The organism is Herbaspirillum sp. NPDC101396 (assembly GCF_044767365.1).
Taxonomy (GTDB): Bacteria; Pseudomonadota; Gammaproteobacteria; order Burkholderiales; family Burkholderiaceae_D; genus Herbaspirillum.
Genome location: NZ_JBIWNT010000001.1, coordinates 453,277 through 473,400, shown reverse-complemented (window position 1 = coordinate 473,400; position 20,124 = coordinate 453,277). Strand labels below are relative to the sequence as shown.

Here is a 20,124-nt window from a genome sequence, read left to right as displayed (position 1 = left end):
CCACCATGAAAGCCTATCAACTGCGCCCCGGCGCCGGCGTCGCCGAACTGGCGCTCACGCGCATCGCGACACCGCAGCCGCGTCCGCATGAAGTGCTGATCAAGACCCACGCCGCCGCGCTCAACTACCGCGACCTGATGTATGCGCGCGGCAACTACATCAACCTGGCCGAGGCGCCGCTGGTGCCGGCCGGCGACGGCGCGGGCGAGATCGTCGCAGTCGGCGCGGACGTGACGCGTTTTGCCGTCGGCGACCGCGTTACGCACAGTTACTTTGAAAGCTGGATCGACGGCAAGCCGGACCCGTACAAGACCGCAGCTGCGTTCGGCACGCACATCAACGGCACGCTGGCGGAATTCTTCGTGGCGCCGCAAGACACACTGGTCGCGATTCCCGCCCATCTCGACTACGCCGAAGCGGCTACGCTGTCCTGCGTCGGCACGACCGCCTGGAACACGCTGTTCAGCGACGGCGGACTGCTGCCGGGCGCGACGGTCTTGCTGCAAGGCACGGGGGGACTCTCGATATTCACGCTGCAAGTCGCCAAGGCGGCCGGCTTGCGTGTGATCATCACCTCGTCGAGCGACGCCAAGCTGGCGCGCGCGCGTGAGCTCGGCGCCGACGAGACCATCAACTACCGGACCACGCCGGAGTGGCAGGACGAAGTACTGCGACTGACCGGCGGCCGCGGCGTCGACCTCACCGTCGAAGTCGGCGGCGAAGATACGATCGCGCGCTCGCTCACGGCTACGCGCATGGGTGGCGTGGTGTCGGTGATCGGCGGATTGACGGGTTTCGGCGGCGCCAGCATCGAGCCGCTGGCGCTGATTGCAGGGGTAAAGCGACTCAGCGGCATTTTCGTCGGCAGCCGCGCCATGCTGGATGAGTTGAGCAATTTCATCGCCGCGACAAAACTGCGTCCCATCGTCGATCGCGTGTTCGCCTTCGATGAGGCGCCGCAGGCTTACGCTCACCTGGAATCCGGCAAGCAGTTCGGCAAGGTGGTGGTGAAGGTGGCCGACTAGAACAGTTCCTTCTGCCCACCAACCAGTGCGCTGAAGTCATCCTGCAAGAACGGCAGGATGGCGTCGGCCACCGGCTGCAGCTGACGCGTGACGTAGTGGTCGTAGTCGATGGCGGTGCGCCGCGTCTCCAGCGGCTCAGGACCGGCGGTAGTCATGACGTAGCTGATCCAGCCGCCGTCCTGGTATTGCAGCGGTCGCCCCTGTTCCCGGTTGAACTCGTCGGCCATGCGCGCGGCGCGCACGTGCGGCGGAACGTTGCGCTCATAGGCATCCAGCGGTCGCCGCAAGCGCTTGCGGTACACCAGCGCGTCGTCGAGTGCGCCGCTGAGCGTGCGTTCGACATAGTCGCGTACGTAGTCCTGGTAGGGCTCGCGTCGGAAAATCCGTTGATACAGTTCCTGCTGGAACTGCTGCGCCAGCGGCGTCCAGTCGGTGCGCACCGATTCCAGTCCCTTGTAGACCATTTCTTCGCGGCCGTCCGGCTTGATGACCATGCCGGCGTAGCGCTTCTTGCTGCCGAAATCGGTGCCGCGCACGTTTGGCATGAGGAAGCGCCGGTAGTGGGTTTCGTACTCCAGCTCGAGCGCGTTGGCCAGGCCGTAGGTTTCCTGCAGATGCGCCGCCCACCACTCGTTGACGTGCCGCACCAGCGCGTTGCCGATGGCGTCGGCAGCCGCTTCGTCGTGCGCCTTCCTGAGCCAGACGAAGGTGGAATCGGTATCGCCGTAGATGACTTCATAACCTTGTTCTTCGATCAGCTCGCGCGTGCGATGCATGATCTCGTGGCCGCGCATCGTGATCGACGACGCCAGGCGCGCATCGAAGAAGCGGCAACCGGTCGAGCCGAGCACGCCGTAGAGCGAATTCATGATGATCTTGAGCGCCTGCGACAAAGGCTTGTTCTGCCGGCGCTTGGCGACTTCACGGCCTTGCCAGATCTTTTCGACGATGGCCGGCAGGCTGTGCTTGCTGCGCGAAAAGCGCGCGCCGCGAAAACCCGGCACCGAGTCGGCGTCGCCCGGATGCGCCAGTCCTTCGATCAGGCCGACCGGATCGATCAGGAAGGTGCGGATGATGGACGGATACAGGCTCTTGTAGTCGAGCACCAGCACCGAGTCGAACAGGCCGCTTTGCGAATCCATCACGAAGCCGCCCGGACTCGGCTCGCCCGGCGTATCGCCCAGGTTCGGCGCGACGAATCCAAGCCGATGCATGTGCGGCATGTAGAGATGGGCGAATGCCGCCACCGAGCCGCCGTTGCGATCTGCCGGCAAGCCCGTCACCGAGGCGCGCTCCAGCAGAAAGCTCAGCAATTCGGTCTTGGCGAAGATGCGCGTGACGAGTTCGCAATCCTTGAGGTTGTAGGTCGCCAGCGCCGGCTTGTCTTCGGAAAAACGGCGGTCGATTTCGTCCATGCGCTGGTAGGCATTGTTGATCGCCTTGCCCTCGCCGAGCAGGGTCTGCGACACCGACTCCAGGCTGAACGACGGGAAACTCCAGGTCGCCGAGCGCAGCGCTTCGATGCCGTCGATGATCAGCCGCCCCGCCGCCGAGGCGAAGTAATGATTCTGCTGAAAGCCGTGCTCGCGCCATTCCAGCTCGCTGCCGTCGCGGCCGAACCGCAGCGGGATGCCGAAGCGCGCGGCATGCTCGCGCAACACCCGCAAGTCGAACTGCACCACGTTCCAGCCGATGATGGCGTCGGGATCGTGCTGCGCCATCCATTGATTCAGTTTTTCCAGCATCTGCGCGCGGCTGTCGCAATACTCCATGTCGAAATCAAGCCCGCCGGCATCGCCATTGGGCGGGCCCAGCATGTAGACCTGGCGCTGGCCGCAGCCTTCCAGCGCGATCGAATACAAATCGCCGCCCATGGTCGTCTCGATGTCGAGCGACACCAGCTTCAGTTGCGGACGGTAGTCGGGCGCCGGTTTGAGTTGCGTGTTGAGCAGCGGCCCGGCGCCGTTGGCGTCGCCGCTGAACAGCACCGGCGCCGTGATGAATCGCTCCATCAGATAACGTTCCGGCGGACGGATATCAGCCTCGTAAATGGCGATGCCGTAGTCCCGGAACTGCTTCTCGATCTTGATCAACTGCCGATGCTGGCGGCAATACAACCCCAGCACCGGACGGTGCGAAAAGTCGGTCAGCTGCAACGGCCGCAACTCGACCTCGCGCTCGTTGCGCAGCAGCGCTTCGGCTTGTTCGCGCTGTTCTGCAGGGATGAAAGCGACGGAATGCTGCGGCGGCAGGCGCACCAGTTGCGGCCCGTCATCGGTCGCCAGCCAGAACTCGACTTCAGTCCCGGCCGGCGTGTCGCGCCAGTGCCTGGTGAGGAGAAAACCTGCTCGTCGTTGCGTCACGTTACTGCTGCCTTGCTGCCAGTTTTTGGAATCGCGCAAGTATAGGCGATTCCAGCCAAGTCAGCGCTGCATCGGCGCGCCATCCAATATCTTGTCGTGCACTCCGGCGTCGGCCAAAGTGGATGGTGTCAGTTCAACCGGATCAATCGCCGAGCGCAGGCGCGGCAAGGCCTCAGGATGATGTTCGGCGATGAAGGCGATCATCGATTCGCGGATGGCGCAACGCAGGTCAAAGGCGTTGCCTGAATTCTGCGCGCTGACCAGCATGCGCACCTGCATCGCGCGCTCGTTCGAATCAGTCACCTGCAGGACGCAGACACGCCCGTCCCATTGTGGCGCTGCCTTGCAGACGCGCTCGAACTCGGTCCGCAGCGCCTCCAACGGTACTTTGAAATCGAGCCACAAAAACACGGTGCCGAGGATGGTCGACGAGGTGTGAGTCCAGTTCTCGAAGGGATTTTCGATGAACCATTGCAGCGGCACGATCATGCGGCGCTCATCCCAGATGCGCACGACCACGAAGGTGCCGGTGATCTCTTCCACGCGGCCCCATTCGCCGTTGACGATCAGCACGTCGTCGATGCGGATCGGCTGTGAAAACGCAATCTGCAGACCGGCGATGAAGTTGCCCAGCACCGGCCGCGCTGCAATACCGGCAACCAGCCCGGCCACGCCCGCCGAGGCCAGCAGACTGGCGCCGAACTGGCGCGCACCGGGCAAGGTCAGCAGCACAAAGGCCAGTCCCAGCAAACCGGTGATGAAATACGCGCTGCGCGTGAGCACGCGCGTCTGCGTCAGGATGCGGCGGGCCTTGAGGTTGTCGGCGACGTCGTAGGGATTCAGCTGGGTGATGGTGGCGCTGACGGACACGATGCACCTCATCACGAACCAGGTCAGCGCGACGATGAGCGCCACCGTGCAGACATAGGACAGCGAACGCAGTCCGGGCGTATCGTCGGGGGCTGCCGTCAGCACCACGCGCACGGCGAACAAGGCCACGCAGACCTGGCTGGCGCGAAACGCAATGCGGGTGGCGTTGGTGGTGAACGGCCGGTTGCGCACCAGCCGCCGCAACACCACGATGCCAATGCGATGCACGATCATCGCCAGCAGGATCGCCAGCACGGCGGCGACCGCGACGATCACGCCTGACTGCAGCGGCCCCGGTTGAAGATTGTTGAGGTAAGGTATTTCCATAGGCGACTCCTGTTCATGACTCTGAAAGGAGATCGCCGGGGCGGGACGTCAGTTCCCCGGTTTAATGCGATGCTTGACTATCTGCCAACATCACCGAGCCCTGCTTGCTGACCAGGTAGGCGCCGGCGCCCGACCTGCCGGCCACTACGCGCACCGGCTTGCCGTCGATGAAGTGCAAGGCCGCACCGTCATCAACAGCCACACCGGCCGGTAATTTTTCGTCGCGCACGAAAGCCTCGAACGCCGGGCGGCGTTCCGATTCATGGGAATAATGCGGGCAACAGGTGCCGCGCAGGAAGCCGAGGCCATCCAGCGGCGCCAGCACACCGGCGTTGGAATCGGTCACGCCGTGTTCGAACCAGCACATCGCGCCGGCGCTCACGCCTGCCAGCACGGTGCCGCTTTGCAGCGCTTCCTTGAGGATCGCCGGGAAGCCCCAGGCGCGCCACACCGCCAACATGCTCTTGGTGTTGCCGCCGCCGACGAAAATCACGTCCTGCGCCATGGCCCATTCGCGCAGGTCCGGCGTGCGATCGAAGAACGGCAGATGCGTCGGCATGCAATCGAGCGCCGCAAAGCGTGCATAGAATTTAAGGAGATAAGACGGCGCATCGCCGCTGGCGGTCGGCACGAATCCGATGCGCGGATGCGCAGTGCGGGCTTGCTTGAGGATGTATTCGTCGAGAGACGGATCGCTCTCGGTCGAAAAACCGCCGCCGCCCAGTGTGATGATTTGCTGTTTCATATTTTTATAACTGCAGGAAGTACGAACTTGAATGGTCTTACCAGTAAATTAACATCAAAAGAAAAATAGAACGATCATAATCATGCCATGCCAAGGACCAAATATATTGCAGCGCAACCTGTTGAAACACAAAAAAAGCCGGAAGTTTTCACTTTCGGCTTTTTGATTGTTTGCAAAACATCAACTTCAGATCAATATTCCGGCCTCAGGCATTCTTCCATTCCGCACTGCGTTTTTGCAGGAAGGCATTGACGCCCTCTTTTTGATCCTGGGTGCTGAACAGATCCATGAACAGTTCACGCTCCACCGGCAGGTTGGCCATCGGCGGCTGATGACGTGCGCCTTGAATCAGCTTTTTGCTGGCGGCCACGCTCGACGGGCTCTGCTTGTCGACCTGCTTTGCCAGCTCCAGCGCGCGTTGCTTCGCTTGTCCCTTCTCAACCACTTCTTCCACCAGGCCGATGCGCAAGGCCGTTTCGGCGGTGACGCGTTCGCCGCACAGGATCATGCGCTTGGCCCAGCCTTCGCCGACCAGCAGCGGCAGCAATTGGGTGCCGCCGGCGCAAGGCAACAGTCCGACCGCCGCTTCCGGCAAGGCCATCTGCGCCTGCGTCTCGGCGATGCGGATGTCGCAGGACAGCGCGCACTCAAGACCGCCGCCCATGGCGTAGCCGTTGATGGCGGCAATCGAGACGCCGCGGAACTGGCTCAAAGTCTCAAACGCTTCGCCGAAACGGCGCGCCATTTCCAGCGCCACTGCCTTGTCGCCGTCGGCAAACAGTTTCAGGTCGGCGCCGGCGGAAAAGAATTTCTCTCCCTCGCCGGTGACAACCAGGCTGTAGATGTTGCGATCATCATTAAGGTCGGTGACCAGACGCTTGAGGTCAACCAGACTCTCGCGCGTCCAGGTGTTGGCCGGTGGATTGGCCAGCGTGAGGATGGCGGTGTGGCCATCTTTCTCAAGTCGCAAATTGGTGTAACTGGTCATCGGATGTCCTCGTTGGAATCGTTGCTAAGCAGATGGCGCGCGATGATCACGCGCATGATTTCGTTGGTGCCTTCCAGGATCTGGTGCACGCGCACGTCACGGAAATAGCGCTCCAGCGGATACTCGCGGAGGTAGCCGTAACCGCCGTGGATTTGCAGCGCTTCGTTGCAGATCTTGAAGCCGAGATCGGTGGCGAAGCGTTTCGCCATGGCGCAATAGGTGGTGGCGTTGGGCGATTTTGAATCAAGCTTGACCGCAGCCAGGCGCACCATCTGGCGCGCCGCGACCAGTTCGGTCTGCATGTCGGCCAGCTTGAACTGCAGCGCCTGGAAGTCGGCCAGCGGACGGCCGAACTGCGTGCGCTCCTTCATGTAGCCATGCGCCGCGTCGAGCGCCGCCTGCGCTGCGCCGACCGAACAGGTGGCGATGTTGATGCGGCCGCCGTCGAGGCCCTTCATGGCGAACTTGAAGCCCTCGCCTTCGGCGCCGAGCAGATGATTGACCGGCACCTTGACGTTGTCGAAGCTGATGGCGCGCGTCGGCTGGCTGTTCCAGCCCATCTTGACTTCCTTCTTGCCGTAGCTGATGCCGGGTGTATTGGCCGGCACCACGATGGCCGAGACGCCCTTGGCGCCGTCGCCGCCGGTGCGCGCCATCAGCACCAGCACGTCGGTTGCGCCCGCGCCCGAGATGAAGGCCTTGGAACCGTTGATGATGTAGTGGCCGTCGACCAGCTTGGCGGTCGTCTTGAGCGAGGCGGCATCGGAGCCCGAACCCGGTTCGGTAAGGCAATAAGAACCGATCTTCTTGCCCGCCGCGAGGTCGCCGCACCAGGTCGCCTTGACTTCCGGCGTGGCCCATGAGGCGATCATCCAGCTCACCATGTTATGGATCGTCAGGAACGCCGCCGTCGACGGACAGGCGTAGGCCAGTTCTTCGAATACCACGGTGGCGTCGAGGCGCGACAGGCCGAGGCCGCCGACTTCCTCCGGCGTGTACAGCGCGCAGAAACCGAGTTCGCCGGCCTTGGCGATGACGTCGACGGGGAAATGCGATTCCTCGTCCCAGCGGGCCGCATGCGGCGCCATCTCGCCGGCGGCGAAATCGCGCGCACTGGCCTGGAAGGCCAACTGGTCTTCGTTCAGTTCAAAATCCATGCTTGTCTCCTGAGGTCTGTTTTATCTTGTTTGGCAAAAGACTAACGCAAAAGCAGCGCCAATGATGTCGCCTGGGCGACATTGGCGCTGAAGCTGAAGCCGTCATTCACGACAGTCATTGTGCACGAAATGGGGTAATGGCTGAGAGATCCGGTCAATAGCGCGCGGTGTGCAGCAATCCCAAACTGCTTTGCATCTCTGCACACCGCGCGTCCCTCTGCATCAGGCTACAGAATCAAGCCGCAACGATATTTGCCACGTTGACCTTCTGCGCCAGTCCGGCAGGCACGGCGGCGGCATAGCGCGTCAGCAATTCATCCTGCTTGCCGCGCGCCTGCGCCAGCGCCTTGTCCTTGACGTGGCCGTAACCGCGGATCTGCTCCGGCAACTGCGCAATCTCGACGGCCAGCGCCAGCTTGTCCGCACTCAGGCCATCCAGCAGCGTGGTCACCGTATCGCGATATTCGGCGATCAGGCGACGCTCTGTCTTGCGCTCCTCGGTGTAGCCGAAGACGTCGAAGCTGCCGCCGCGCAGTCCCTTGAACTTCGCCAGCACTTTGAACGCCGACATCATCCAGGAACCGTACTTCGCCTTGACCAGGCGGCCTTGTGCATCTTTCTTCGAGAACAGCGGCGGCGCCAGGTTGAAGCTCAGCGAGAAGTCACCTTCGAACTGCTGCTTCAGTTGTTCCACAAAGCGACCGTCGGTGTACAACCGCGCGACTTCGTATTCGTCCTTGTAGGCCATCAGCTTGGACAGATTGCGTGCGACCGCCATGGTCAGCTTGTCGCCCAGATTCAAGGCGGCTTCCTTCGCGCGCACTTGCTCGACGAAGCGCATGAAGGATTCAGCATAAGCCGCATCCTGGTAATCGGTCAGGAAAGCCACACGGCGCTTGATCAGCTTGTCCAAGGTCTCCGGCATGCGGATCACCACCGGTTGCGCCGGCACGGCGATGCGCTCGACGCGCGCCAGGTCGACCGCGGCGCGGCGGCCCCACAGGAAACTGGTCTTGTTGGACTCGACGGCGACGCCGTTCATCTCGATGGCGCGCAGCAAGGCGGCTTCGGTCAGCGGCAATTCGCCGCGTTGATAAGCGTAGCCCAGCATGAACAGGTTGGTCGCAATCGAGTCGCCCATCAGCGCCGTCGCCAGGCGTGTGGCGTCGATGAAGTCAGCTTGATTGTCGACCGAGTCCTCGATCAGCGCCTTGACGTCTTCGAATGGGAATTGCCAGTCGGGATTCTTGGCGAATTGCCCCGGCGGTTGCTGATGCACGTTGACGACCGCGCGGGTGCGGCCCGGACGCATCTTGGAAATCGCGTCATGCGAACCGGCGGTCAGCATGTCGCAGCCGAGGATCAGGTCGGCCTCGCCGGTGGCGATGCGCTGGGCGCGAATCGCTTGCGGCGTGCGCGCGATGCGCACGTGCGAGGTCACCGAACCGTTCTTTTGCGACATGCCGGTCATGTCCAGCACCGACGCGCCCTTGCCTTCCAGATGCGCGGCCATGCCCATCAATGCGCCGATGGTGATGACGCCGGTGCCGCCGATGCCGTTGATGAGGATGTTGAACGGCGTGTCGCAGGACGGGATTGCCGGTTCAGGAAGCACGCCGAAGTCGTCTGCGCTGTCCTTCTTGATGACGCCGGTCTTCGATTTTTTGAGCTTGCCGCCGCTGACGGTGACGAAGCTGGGGCAGAAGCCTTTGACGCAGGAATAGTCCTTGTTGCACGAGGACTGGTCGATGGCGCGCTTGCGGCCGAACTCGGTTTCCAGCGGCAGGATCGAGGTGCAGTTCGATTGCACGCCGCAGTCGCCGCAGCCCTCGCAGACGGCTTCATTGATGAACAGGCGCTGATCCGGGTCGGGATATTCGCCTTTTTTGCGGCGACGACGCTTCTCGGCGGCGCAGGTCTGGTCGTAGATGATGACGGTCACGCCCTTCAACTCGCGCATGTCCCGTTGCACTGCGTCCATGTCCTTGCGGTCGTGGATGGTGACCAGGTCCGGCAGATTGGAACGATCGCTGTAGCGGCTGATGTCTTCGCTCACCAGCGCAATATGCTTGATGCCTTCGGCCGCCATCTGCTGCGCGATCATCGGCACCGAGGTGGTGCCGTCGACCGGCTGGCCGCCGGTCATCGCCACTGCGTCGTTGTAGAGGATCTTGTAGGTCATGTTGACGTTGGCCGCCACCGCAGCGCGGATCGCCAGATAACCCGAATGGAAATAGGTGCCGTCGCCGAGGTTGGCGAACACGTGCGGCACCTTCGAAAACGGCGCCTGCCCGATCCACGGCCCCCCCTCGCCGCCCATGTGCGTGGTCAGCTTGTTGAACTCGGGATAGATGGCGGTGGCCATCACGTGGCAGCCGATGCCGGCCAGCGCGAAGCTGCCTTCGGGCACCTTGGTCGAGGTGTTGTGCGGGCAACCCGAGCAATAGTAAGCCGGACGCGGCGGCGTGCTGACCGCCTTGTTCAGCACCGCATCCTTGGCGTCGAGGAAAGCCAGGCGCGCCTTGATCAGGTCGCTGGTGTGGAAACGCGCGATACGCGCCGCAATCACGCGCGCGATCTGGGCTACCGAAAAGTCCGCCTTGGAGGTCAGCAGCCATTCGCCGCGCGGCGCAACCCACTCGCCCTTTTCGTCGAACTTGCCAATCACGCGCGGACGCACGTCGTCGCGCCAGTTGTAGAGCTGTTCCTTGAGCTGGTATTCGACCATCTGGCGCTTTTCTTCGACCACCAGGATTTCGTCGAGGCCCTGGGCGAACTCACGCACGCCTTCCGGCTCCAGCGGCCACGGCATCGACACCTTGAACAGGCGCAAGCCGATCTCGGCGGCGAAGTCTTCATCGATGCCAAGTTCGCTCAGCGCTTCCAGCACGTCGAGATAGGACTTGCCCGAGGCGATGATGCCCAGCCGTGCCTTGGGGCTGTCGATCATCACGCGGTTGAGCTTGTTCGCGCGCGCGTAGGCGAGCGCGGCGTAGATCTTGTAATCCTGCATCAGCGCTTCCTGCTTGCGCGCCTGCACGCCCAGCGTGTCGGTCGACAAACGGGCGTTGAGGCCGCCTTCGGGCATGACGAAGTCGGCCGGGTATTTGATCTCGACCCGGAACGGATCGGCGTCCACCGAGGCGCTCGACTCGACGGTGTCGGCCAGCGCCTTGAAGCCCACCGTACAGCCGGAGAAGCGCGACATGGCCCAGCCGTGCAGGCCGAGATCGAGGTATTCCTGCACATTGCAGGGGTACAGCATCGGAATCATCGATGCCGAGAAAATATGATCGGATTGATGCGGCAGCGTCGACGAATACGCACCATGGTCGTCGCCGGCCACCAGCAGCACGCCGCCCTTGGCGGAGGTGCCGGCATGGTTCATGTGCTTGAGCACATCGCCGCAGCGATCCACGCCGGGGCCCTTGCCGTACCACATGGAGAACACGCCCTCGACCTTGGCCGGGCCGATCAGGTCGACCTGCTGCGTGCCCCAGACGGCGGTGGCCGCCATGTCCTCGTTGGTGCCGGGCTGGAACTTGATCTTGTGCGCCTCCAGATGCGGCTGCGCCTTCCACAGGGCTTCATCGAGTCCGCCCAGCGGCGAACCGCGATAGCCGGAAATGAAGCCGGCGGTGTTGAGTCCGGCTTTCTGGTCGCGCAGATACTGCAGCAGCGGCAAGCGCACCAGCGCCTGGATGCCGGACAGAAAGATCGAACCCGAAGTGGCCGTGTATTTGTCGTCGAGACTGACCGTCGCGAGCGGTACAGTCCCCGAGACGGGAGTGGATACTGATGACGCTGAGTTTGCTACAGTGGTTGCTGCCGGTGTCACTGCCCGCCCCGACCGGTCAGGGGCTGACAATTCAACAGGCTCGGCTGCCGAACGGTATTCCATGTACGTCTCCAAAATGATTATTCAGATATCGCCTGCCGTTACTGCACCGGGTACGATGCGTTACTGTCAGACAAAGCGGCCGTGGTAGCGACCTTCACAACAATCCGTCCTCCGAAACTGCTGTGACTGAAGTCTATTCTTTTAAGAGAAGATCAAGGAAATACCGTTTGTCGATGGGGGTATAAGTTTTAAATATACCCGTGTGCGTTCTTGCCCCTGCCCGTTGCCGGTCGCCCTGCTGCCATTGCCCCCAATCAATGATAGGATCGCAACGGTCGCAGGCGACGAGCCGGCGGGCATATTCATCAACATCAACAAGATCAAGTCATGAAAAGAGTCATCACCTGCATCCTCATCGGCGTCGTCCTGTATTTCCTGCTGCCGGTCATCACCAAATTCATCCCGCAATATCGCCTGGCGGTCTGGTCGATCACGGCCGCGCTGGTGTCGTTCATCGTGACCGCCGGCATGGACCGGGTTTAAGAACAGACTTTCTTGGAAGACAACATCTCCAGCCGGCTTGATGCGGACCTGGACGCGCTGGCCGCGTTCATGGCGCCGCATCGCCACGTGCTGGTCCTAAGCGGCGCCGGCATCAGCACGGCGTCGGGCATTCCCGATTACCGTGACGCCAACGGCGTGCGGCGCGGCAAGGCGCCGATGGAAGGCCCCGCTTTCCGCAGTTCGGAAGCCATGCGCCGGCGCTACTGGGCGCGCAGCATGATCGGCTGGCCCAAGCTGGCCGGCACCGCGCCAAACGCCGGCCACCGTGCGCTGGCGACGCTGGAAATTGCAGGCAAGGTCTCCGCCATCCTCACGCAAAACGTCGACGGCCTGCACCAGCAGGCAGGCAGCAGCGAGGTCATCGAATTGCACGGCAACATCCATCGCGTGGTCTGCCTCGATTGCGCGACGGTGCAAACACGCCGCAGCGTGCAGGACTTGCTGGAACACGCCAACCCCGAACTGGCGGCCAGTGATGCGGCCGCCTTGCCGGACGGCGACGCCGATCTGGAGACAGCCGCCCTCGCCCATTTCCATGTGCCGCCTTGCCCGGTGTGCGGCGGCATGCTGCAACCCGACGTGGTGTTCTTCGGTGACGGCGTGCCGCGTGCACGCAGCGAAGCTGCCGAACGCGCAGTGGCGGCGGCCGATGCAGTGCTGGTGGTGGGGTCGTCGCTGGTGGTGTTTTCGGGATACCGCTTTTGCCGCATGGCTGCGGAAGCGGGAAAACCTATCGCCGCCATCAACCGCGGCGTCACGCGCGCGGATCCTTTGCTGTCACTCAAATGCCAGGAGGCGGCGGAATTGCTGTTGCCTTTGCTGGCGAATCGTCTGGGTGCAAACTGAATTCATCTTGAATCCAATTTGAACAAACGATCCGCCTTCGGACGGTCGATCTGATCAGATCCGTTCGCGACGATAGCCGCCCATCACGCCCTTCTTCGACAATACCCATTGCCACAGCTGGATGTCGCGAGCGCGGAAGGCGCCGGCGCAGGACAGCAGGTAATAGCGCCACATGCGGCGGAAGCGCGCGCCAAGCTGTGCCTCGAAACGCGGCCACGCCGCTTCGAAATTGCTGTGCCAGGCCATCAGCGTCTTGTCGTAGTCGGCGCCGAAATTGTGCAAATCCTCCACCACGAACAAGTGATCGAAGGCGTCGCCCATCTGGCCCACCGACGGCAGGTCGCCGTTGGGGAAAATGTATTTGTCGATCCACGGATCGGGCGAGGACTTGCGCTGGTTCTTGCCGATGGTGTGCAGCAGGAACAGGCCGTCGTCGGCCAGGCAGCGATGCGCCACTTCCATGTAGGTGCGATAGTTGCGCCGGCCTACGTGTTCGAACATGCCGATGCTGACGATGGCGTCGAAGCGTTCGTTGAGCTCACGATAATCCTGCAGGCGGAAATCGAGCGGCAGATGGCCGTAGCGCTCTTTCGCCAGCGCGATCTGTTCTTTCGAAATGCTCACGCCTACCGCTTCGACGCCGTAACGTTCAGCGGCAAAGGACATGAAGCTGCCCCAGCCGCAGCCGATGTCGAGCACACGCATGCCGGGCTTGAGTTGCAGCTTGCGGCAGATCAGGTCGAGCTTGGCCTCCTGCGCTTCTTCCAGCGTGGTCGCGGTGTTCCAGTAGCCACAGGTGTAGGTCATGCGGGAATCGAGCATCGCGGCATAGAAATCATTGCCGAGGTCGTAGTGCACTTCGCCGACCATGCGCGAGCGCTTGAGGTTCTGGCGATTCATGAATTTCGCCGCCAGCACATGGCCGACCAGTCGCAGCGGCTTGATGTTGTCGGTCAGTCGCGTGCGCAGTAGTCGCGAGAAAAATTCGTCGAGCTGTTCGGCGTCCCAGTCGCCGTCCATGTACGCTTCGCCGAGGCCGAGATTGGCCTGCGCGAAGGCGCGCTCCGGCACGCCGGCGCGATGCAGTTGAATATCCCAGGGATTGTTGCCGTTGATGCGGATGCCGCCGTGAGCGAGCATCTCGGCCAGTGCGCGGAAGATTGCCGAATCTTGTTGAAGCTCGCCGGGCGAGCTGAGGGAGGTTGCGGAGGCATTCGAAGACATGTGCTGCGTTCCTGTTTGATGAGTTGAGGGGCGAGTGCGCTGCTCGGGCAGCGTCGAATCTTTCTGCAAGTCATGTACTAAAAGATAAAGCAGACGAAAGTCTTTTGCACAATTGATTAAATGTTTTAAATCAATTGATGATGACTATTGACGCAATAACGTCGTCGATATGCCCCGCAACTCCGCTATCGGCCTGAATCGGCATCGATTTGACTTAAACTTTTTCGAGTATTTTTCACACAGATTTCATACGTCTTGCAACACGCCGGGTTATCCTTACGACAATCTTCCTTGCCGCCGACGGCTGCCCGGAGTTACTCAAAACCTCAAGCAACCCTTGGCAAAATTCATCACGACGTCCACATGATCAAACAAGTACAAAAACAAATGGAACCCGACAGCGCCGTCTACAAAACACTGCTTGAATCGACCAAGGCGATACCCTGGAAAATCGACTGGAGCACGATGAAGTTTGCCTACGTCGGTCCGCAGATCGAAGCGCTGCTGGGCTGGACGCCGGAGAGCTGGGTCTCGGTGGAGGACTGGGCCGCGCGCATCCATGCGGAAGACCGTGAAGGCGTGGTGAATTTTTGCGTGGCGCAATCGAAGGCAGGCGTCGATCACGAAGCCGACTACCGCGCCATCACGCGCGACGGCGAGCACGTCTGGATCCGCGACGTGGTGCACGTGGTGCGCAAGCCGGATGGTGAAGTCGACGCGCTGATCGGCTTCATGTTCGACATCACCGAGCGCAAGAAGAATGAAGCACGTTTGGCCGAACTGCAGAAGGAACTGGAAGCGCTGTCCTACCGAGACAGCCTCACCGACGTCGCCAATCGCCGCATGTTCGACTCGGCGCTGGAAGTGGAATGGGCCAACGCCGTCAGGAACCGCACGCCGCTGTCGGTGATCATGCTCGACATTGACTACTTCAAGCAATACAACGACCACTACGGCCACATCCGCGGCGACGCCTGCCTCAAGCAGATCGCCGGCGTACTGGGCAAGGCCGCCACGCGCACACGTGACTTCTTCGCGCGCTACGGCGGCGAAGAATTCGTCCTGATCTTGCCCGAGACCGATCGGGCCTCCGGCCTGAAGGTGGCGCAACGCTGCCGCAAGCTGGTGGTGAAAGAAAAAATTCCGCACGAAAAATCGCAGGTCGAAAGCGTCGTCACCATCAGCCTCGGCATGGCGACCATCATCCCGTCCCGCCAGGACCAGCGCATCGAATTCATGGAAGCCGTCGACAAACGCCTGTACATGGCCAAGCAGCGCGGGCGCAATTGCATCGTCGCCGAAGACTGAGCTTCGGCCGAATACGTCGACCTTCTACGCAGGCACTGCGGCAACCGGTTCCGCCGCACGCGCCGACGGCGTGCCGATCAGGATATCTTCGTAGAAGGCGCCGATCGCTTCGGTCGGGTGGCGCAGCTGGATTTCCAGCACCCAGACGGCGTCGCCCGGCACGATGTCCATCTCGGCCAGCTTGGCCGGCCCGAACAGCGCATGCGGGAAGTCGGACACCCGGTGCCCCGCCAGATTGCGCTCCAGCTGCCAGCCGCCGCGCGCCGCCGCCGCCTCGGCGAAATCGTACAGCGCGCGCCCGGTCAGGCCGGTGCGCCAGGCATCGCGCGTTTCGCTGAAGACATCGCGCGCCGCCTGCGCGCAGGCGCGGTGCAGGCTGTCGTCGCCGAATACGATGGTGTCGCCGAAATCGCCTTCATAACCATCCCACACCGGGCCCAGATCGACCACCGCGATGTCGGCGGCGCGCAGCCGGCGTTCCTTCTCCACGCCCTCGCGCGGCGTTCTGACCGTGTCGTCGCCGAAGCGGATGTAGGTCGGATGCCAGGTGTGCGACGACCCCATCGCGCGCAGATGATCATTGGCCATTGCCACTGCCTCGCCGGTCGTCATGCCCACGCGCAGCTTGCCGACGATTTGCGCCAGCGCGCGAATGGATTGTTCGCGTGCCGCCAGCATGCCGTCGAGCGAATATTTGGGGCCGACGCGCTCCCACACCGGATCGAAACCGCCGCGTGCCATCGGCGCCGTGCTGGCTCCCGACGGCACGAACGCTTCCGCAATGAAATGATGCGCCGCGACGCCAAGCGCCAGGCAGCGTTCGCGCACGGCCGCGACCATCGCCGGATTGCCGCAGGCATACACGCGAGCATTCGTCCAGGCATGATCACCGCCGGCTGCGACGTCCTGCACGTAGCCTTGCTGCATGCCGGTTTCAATGTGCTCCGCCTGCGCGATGACGCCGGCCCACGTGAATCGGGCATCGGTCGCGGCAAGACCGTCGAGGAATGCCCTGTCGTAGAAATCATCGGCGCGGGCGCCGCCCCAGTACAGGGTCACAGGGGCAGAATCTGTTTCCGCCAGCGCCGCCAGCAGGATCGGCTTGATGCCGGCGTAGCCGGTGCCGGTGGCAAACAGCAGCAAGGCCGAACGCTCGCCGGTTTGCCAGGTGCAGGCGCCGAAGCCGCCCTCGATGCTGAGCACGTCGCCGACGGCGAGACGGTCGAGCATGCCTTCCGAAAAGCGGCCGCCGGCAACGCGCCGGATATGGAAGACCAGTTTGCCGTCATCGTCGGCAGGAATGTTGGCGACCGAAAAGCAGCGGCTGCTGCCGTCATCGAGGTAGACCTTCACGTACTGGCCGGCACGCACCGGCATCGCTGCCGTACCTTGCAGCACCAGCCGCACCACAGTCGGCGTCAACAAGTCTTTTTCCAGCACCTGTGCTTCGAAGCGCGACGCCTGTACTTCCGGCGACCAGCCCGGAATGGCTATGCGCATATCGCTGCAGGCGCGGTTGCGGCACAACAGCATCTCGTCATGCGCCAGCGGATACGGCGTGCCCAAGGCTACGTACGGCTCGGTCTCGTGAACGCCTTCCAGCACCTTGACCTTGCACGAGCCGCATTCGCCGCGACGACAGGAAAACGGAATCGAAACACCCTGCGCCAGCGCAGCGTCGAGCAACAACTCCTCGCCTGCGGCAAAAGTCTTGCCGGATTGCTCCAGTGTGATGGTGTGCTTGCCTTGCATGATGTCCTCGTCGAGCGTTTATCGGATGAGAGGATTGTGGCGTTAGAATAGGACCATTGAAACCTCCAGATTTGAACAATCCACATGGTCCAGATGAGAAAATGGCGTCCCTTGCTCGATCTCGACGCCGATGGCGCCGGACAGAAAGCGTCCTACCGCAAGATCGTCGACGGCCTTGCCGACGCCATCCGCAGCGGCCGACTGGAGCCGGGTGCAGCCTTGCCCGGCACGCGCGAGCTGGCAGATATCCTCGACGTCAACCGCAAGACCGTGATCCTGGCCTACGAAGAAGCCATCATCAAAGGCTGGCTGGTCAGTGAACCGCGCCGCGGCACCTTCGTCAATGCGCGGTTCGCCGACCACGCCATGGCGGCCGCCAAAACGCCGCAGTCGCGACGTGCAGCCGGTGTCGGTGCTGCCTTTGCACCGGACTTCATGACGCCGGCGCTGCCGCCGTATTTCGACGACCTCTACGTACCTGCGATGCGTGCGGGACGCACGCGCGACACCATGTATTTCGACAACGGCGCGCCGGATCACCGGCTGTTGCCGCAGGCTGTCCTGCATCGCTATTACCGCAACGCCATGAAGGCCGCCTTCAAGTCCAACTGGGTCAAATACGGCAACCTGGAATCGGCCGGCCAGTTGCGCACGGCGTTGGCCGAGATGCTGCGCGCCACGCGCGGGCTGACCGCCGGCGCCGCCAACATCTGTCTCACGCAGGGCACACAGATGGCGCTGCACCTGGCTGCCGGCGCATTGATCCGCCCCGGCGACCTGGTGCTGGTGGAACGGCTCAGTTATCCGCCGGCCTGGGCCATCTTCCGCGCGCTTGGAGCGCAGATTGAAGTCATCGACGTCGACCGCGATGGTTGCCGCATCGACCAGATCGAAGCGCTGTGCCTGAAGAAACCGGTGCGCCTGATCTACCTGACGCCGCACCATCAGTTCCCGACCACGGTCAGCCTGCGCGCCGATCGCCGCCAGAAACTGCTGGCGCTGGCGCAGCAGCATCGCTTCACCATCATCGAGGAAGACTACGACCACGAGTACCACTTTGACGGCCGCCCCTACCTGCCGCTGGCCAGCGACCCGGGCCAGCGCAGCGTCGTCTACATCGGCTCCCTGTCGAAGCTGCTGGGGTCGTCGTTCCGCTGCGGCTTCATCGTCGCACCGGAAAACCTGATCGAAGCGCTGGGCAAGAATCAGTTGCTGATTTCCACGCACGGCGACGCCGTCCTGCAAAAGATGCTGGCGGATCTGATCGCCGATGGTGAATTGCGCAAGCATCTGCGCCGTGCCGCCAAGCTGTATCGCGCGCGCAAGGATGCGTTGATGGAGTCGCTGCACGCACGTTTCGGCGAACGCGTCACGCTGCGCAATCCCGAAGGCGGACTGGCGCTGTGGGTGACCTTCCGCGAAGATATCGACGTCGACGCCATGGTGCGGCATGCCGCCGGGGTGCAGCTGTTCGTGCGCAGCGGGCGTCAGTTCTCGCCGCTGGACCAGCCGGTCAATGGACTGAGATTGGGATTTGCGTCAATGACGCCCGACGAACTGGGGCTGGCGGTGGGACGCCTGCACGAAGCTTCGCGCAAGCAGGCTTAGACTTCGTCGCCTTATGCCTGCGCACTTTCCAGCTCCGGACGAAACAGCCTGCGGCACTCCTCACCGGCGCCTTATGCGCTCCAGCTGATCGAAGACCAGCATGCCGGCAATCATTGCCGCAACGAACCCGATCGCCTTGGGGTAACCGGCGGCAGCCGATACCAGCGCAGGACCGGGGCAGAAACCGGCCAGGCCCCAGCCGATGCCGAACACCGCGCTGCCCGCTATCAATCGCACGGTTATCGCAGCTGCGGCAGGGATCTGCACCGGCAGGTCCAGCATGGAGCGACGCCGTCGGCGCGCAAGGAAGAAAGCCGGCGCGCTCAGCAGGATGGCGCCCACCATCACGAATATCAGTGAGGGATCCCACGCTCCGAACAGATCGAGGAAACCCAGCACCTTGGCTGGATCGGCCATGCCGGAAACCATCAGTCCAAGGCCAAACAAGAGGCCGGCAAATAAGGCGCTTACAGCGGCCATGTGATGTCCTTCAGGTTCTTCATGCTGCGACCAGATGCAGTTTGACAAACACCGTCGCAAAACCCGCCGCCATGAACGTCAGCGTCGCTGCAACGGAGCGGACGGAACCGCGCGATATTCCGCAGACCCCGTGGCCGCTGGTACAGCCGCCTGCGTAACGCGTGCCGATACCGACCAAAAAACCGGCCGTCAGAATTTCTCCCCAACCGGCCTGAATCTCGATCTCAATTCCTCTGCCGGTCCAGATCGCGATCACGGGCGCCAGCATCATGCCGATCAAGAAAGCAGCACGCCATGCGACATCCTTTTCCGGCAGACTGAGCAAGCCGCCGAGAATGCCGCTGATGCCGGTAATTCTGCCATTGAACAGAATCAGCAAGGCGACCGCCCCACCGATCATCACACCGCCCGTCAGCGACATGCCCGGCGTGAAATCAACCAGATTGATCAATCTCGATACTCCCTACGCGGAAATCAAAAAAGAAGGAATGACGGCAGCCATTTGGTTCGGGAGCCTGCTCACTCTCCCTTTTGCGGCTGCGCGATGGTGCGCAGCTGGAAGCGGCCGTCGTTGTTGAACAGCCAGGTCTCCGACAACTCGACCTTGCCGCCGCTCAGCAGCGCCACCGGCGGCTTGGGAAAAGGCGCTGTGCTGCGCAGGGTGGCCAGTGCGGTGGCTTCCGTGATCTTGTCCTTGTTGGTGCGCACCACTTCGCTGCGCACCAGGTTGCCGTCCTTGTCGACCACGTACTTGATCACGATGACGGAACGCAGCAAGGCCTGCGGACGTTCGACGTGGACCTTGGTCGAGTTGACCTGGGAAATGCGGCGCGCCAGGTCTTCCTTGTAGGCGCCCAGCGAGTCAGCCGTGGAAGTGCCGTCGGGCGTGGTCTTCACCTGCTCGATGATCTCCTTGGCGGTGGCGTCGCGGTTGGCCTGGGTGTCGGGCTTTTGCGACGAACAGGCGGCCAGCAGTACGCCTGCGCCGAGCAGTGCGGCGGCAGTTTTCATCGATGACTTGTTCAA

At 62.5% G+C, this 20,124-nt stretch carries 16 protein-coding genes; 5 read left to right on the top strand and 11 right to left on the bottom strand.

The window, feature by feature from the left end:
• Positions 1-5: 5 nt before the first annotated feature.
• Positions 6-1,025 (top strand): NAD(P)-dependent alcohol dehydrogenase, encoded by a 1,020-nt coding sequence (locus ACIROY_RS02185; protein WP_402340133.1) that lies wholly within the window; start codon positions 6-8, stop codon positions 1,023-1,025.
• On the opposite strand, the gene ACIROY_RS02180 is transcribed toward ACIROY_RS02185, so the two are convergent.
• The 6 genes from ACIROY_RS02180 to ACIROY_RS02155 form a co-directional block, all read right to left on the bottom strand.
• Complete coding sequence (locus tag ACIROY_RS02180) at positions 1,022-3,388, bottom strand: DNA polymerase II (protein WP_402340130.1); 2,367 nt, start codon at positions 3,386-3,388, stop codon at positions 1,022-1,024. The two genes, ACIROY_RS02185 and ACIROY_RS02180, sit on opposite strands and share 4 nt — an antisense overlap.
• Positions 3,389-3,448: 60 nt before the next feature.
• Positions 3,449-4,585, bottom strand: coding sequence for a mechanosensitive ion channel family protein (locus tag ACIROY_RS02175; RefSeq protein ID WP_402339269.1), 1,137 nt, complete (start codon positions 4,583-4,585; stop codon positions 3,449-3,451).
• A 61-nt stretch (positions 4,586-4,646) separates the two neighbouring features.
• Positions 4,647-5,330: a Type 1 glutamine amidotransferase-like domain-containing protein gene (locus ACIROY_RS02170; protein ID WP_402339266.1), complete on the bottom strand. Its 684-nt coding sequence runs from the start codon at positions 5,328-5,330 to the stop codon at positions 4,647-4,649.
• Between the two features lie 205 nt (positions 5,331-5,535).
• Positions 5,536-6,318 (bottom strand): enoyl-CoA hydratase, encoded by a 783-nt coding sequence (locus tag ACIROY_RS02165; RefSeq protein ID WP_402339264.1) that lies wholly within the window; start codon positions 6,316-6,318, stop codon positions 5,536-5,538.
• Positions 6,315-7,475, bottom strand: coding sequence for an acyl-CoA dehydrogenase family protein (locus ACIROY_RS02160; protein WP_402339262.1), 1,161 nt, complete (start codon positions 7,473-7,475; stop codon positions 6,315-6,317). The genes ACIROY_RS02165 and ACIROY_RS02160 overlap by 4 nt, the downstream gene beginning before the upstream one ends.
• A gap of 235 nt (positions 7,476-7,710) precedes the next feature.
• Positions 7,711-11,376, bottom strand: coding sequence for an indolepyruvate ferredoxin oxidoreductase family protein (locus ACIROY_RS02155; RefSeq protein WP_402339260.1), 3,666 nt, complete (start codon positions 11,374-11,376; stop codon positions 7,711-7,713).
• A 327-nt stretch (positions 11,377-11,703) separates the two neighbouring features.
• Here ACIROY_RS02155 and ACIROY_RS02150 point away from each other — a divergent pair, with 327 nt between their 5' ends.
• Entirely contained in the window at positions 11,704-11,859 is a 156-nt protein-coding gene (locus tag ACIROY_RS02150) for a hypothetical protein (protein WP_167552701.1), read from the top strand.
• 12 nt (positions 11,860-11,871) lie between these two features.
• Positions 11,872-12,726, top strand: a complete 855-nt coding sequence (locus ACIROY_RS02145; protein WP_402339258.1) for an NAD-dependent protein deacetylase — start codon at positions 11,872-11,874, stop codon at positions 12,724-12,726.
• 54 nt (positions 12,727-12,780) lie between these two features.
• Here the strand turns inward: ACIROY_RS02145 and cfa are convergent, their stop codons facing one another.
• Positions 12,781-13,950: a cyclopropane fatty acyl phospholipid synthase gene (gene cfa, locus ACIROY_RS02140; protein ID WP_402339256.1), complete on the bottom strand. Its 1,170-nt coding sequence runs from the start codon at positions 13,948-13,950 to the stop codon at positions 12,781-12,783.
• Between the two features lie 363 nt (positions 13,951-14,313).
• On the opposite strand from cfa, the gene ACIROY_RS02135 reads away from it, so the two are divergent.
• Positions 14,314-15,258, top strand: a complete 945-nt coding sequence (locus ACIROY_RS02135) for a GGDEF domain-containing protein (protein WP_402271697.1) — start codon at positions 14,314-14,316, stop codon at positions 15,256-15,258.
• A 24-nt stretch (positions 15,259-15,282) separates the two neighbouring features.
• On the opposite strand, the gene ACIROY_RS02130 is transcribed toward ACIROY_RS02135, so the two are convergent.
• The gene (locus ACIROY_RS02130) at positions 15,283-17,010 is read right to left on the bottom strand and encodes a M24 family metallopeptidase (RefSeq protein WP_402339254.1); all 1,728 of its coding nucleotides are present in this window, start codon (positions 17,008-17,010) and stop codon (positions 15,283-15,285) included.
• An 84-nt stretch (positions 17,011-17,094) separates the two neighbouring features.
• Between ACIROY_RS02130 and ACIROY_RS02125 the strand changes: the two genes are divergently transcribed.
• Positions 17,095-18,618, top strand: a complete 1,524-nt coding sequence (locus ACIROY_RS02125; protein ID WP_402339252.1) for a PLP-dependent aminotransferase family protein — start codon at positions 17,095-17,097, stop codon at positions 18,616-18,618.
• 60 nt (positions 18,619-18,678) lie between these two features.
• On the opposite strand, the gene ACIROY_RS02120 is transcribed toward ACIROY_RS02125, so the two are convergent.
• The 3 genes from ACIROY_RS02120 to ACIROY_RS02110 all read right to left on the bottom strand — a co-directional run bounded on the left by ACIROY_RS02120 (position 18,679) and on the right by ACIROY_RS02110 (position 20,109).
• Positions 18,679-19,098, bottom strand: coding sequence for a DUF6691 family protein (locus ACIROY_RS02120; protein ID WP_402339250.1), 420 nt, complete (start codon positions 19,096-19,098; stop codon positions 18,679-18,681).
• Positions 19,099-19,117: 19 nt separating this feature from the next.
• Positions 19,118-19,519 carry a YeeE/YedE family protein gene (locus tag ACIROY_RS02115; protein ID WP_402340128.1) on the bottom strand — a complete coding sequence of 134 codons (402 nt, stop codon included), beginning with the start codon at positions 19,517-19,519 and terminating at the stop codon, positions 19,118-19,120.
• 98 nt (positions 19,520-19,617) lie between these two features.
• Complete coding sequence (locus ACIROY_RS02110) at positions 19,618-20,109, bottom strand: energy transducer TonB (RefSeq protein WP_402339247.1); 492 nt, start codon at positions 20,107-20,109, stop codon at positions 19,618-19,620.
• Positions 20,110-20,124: the final 15 nt, after the last annotated feature.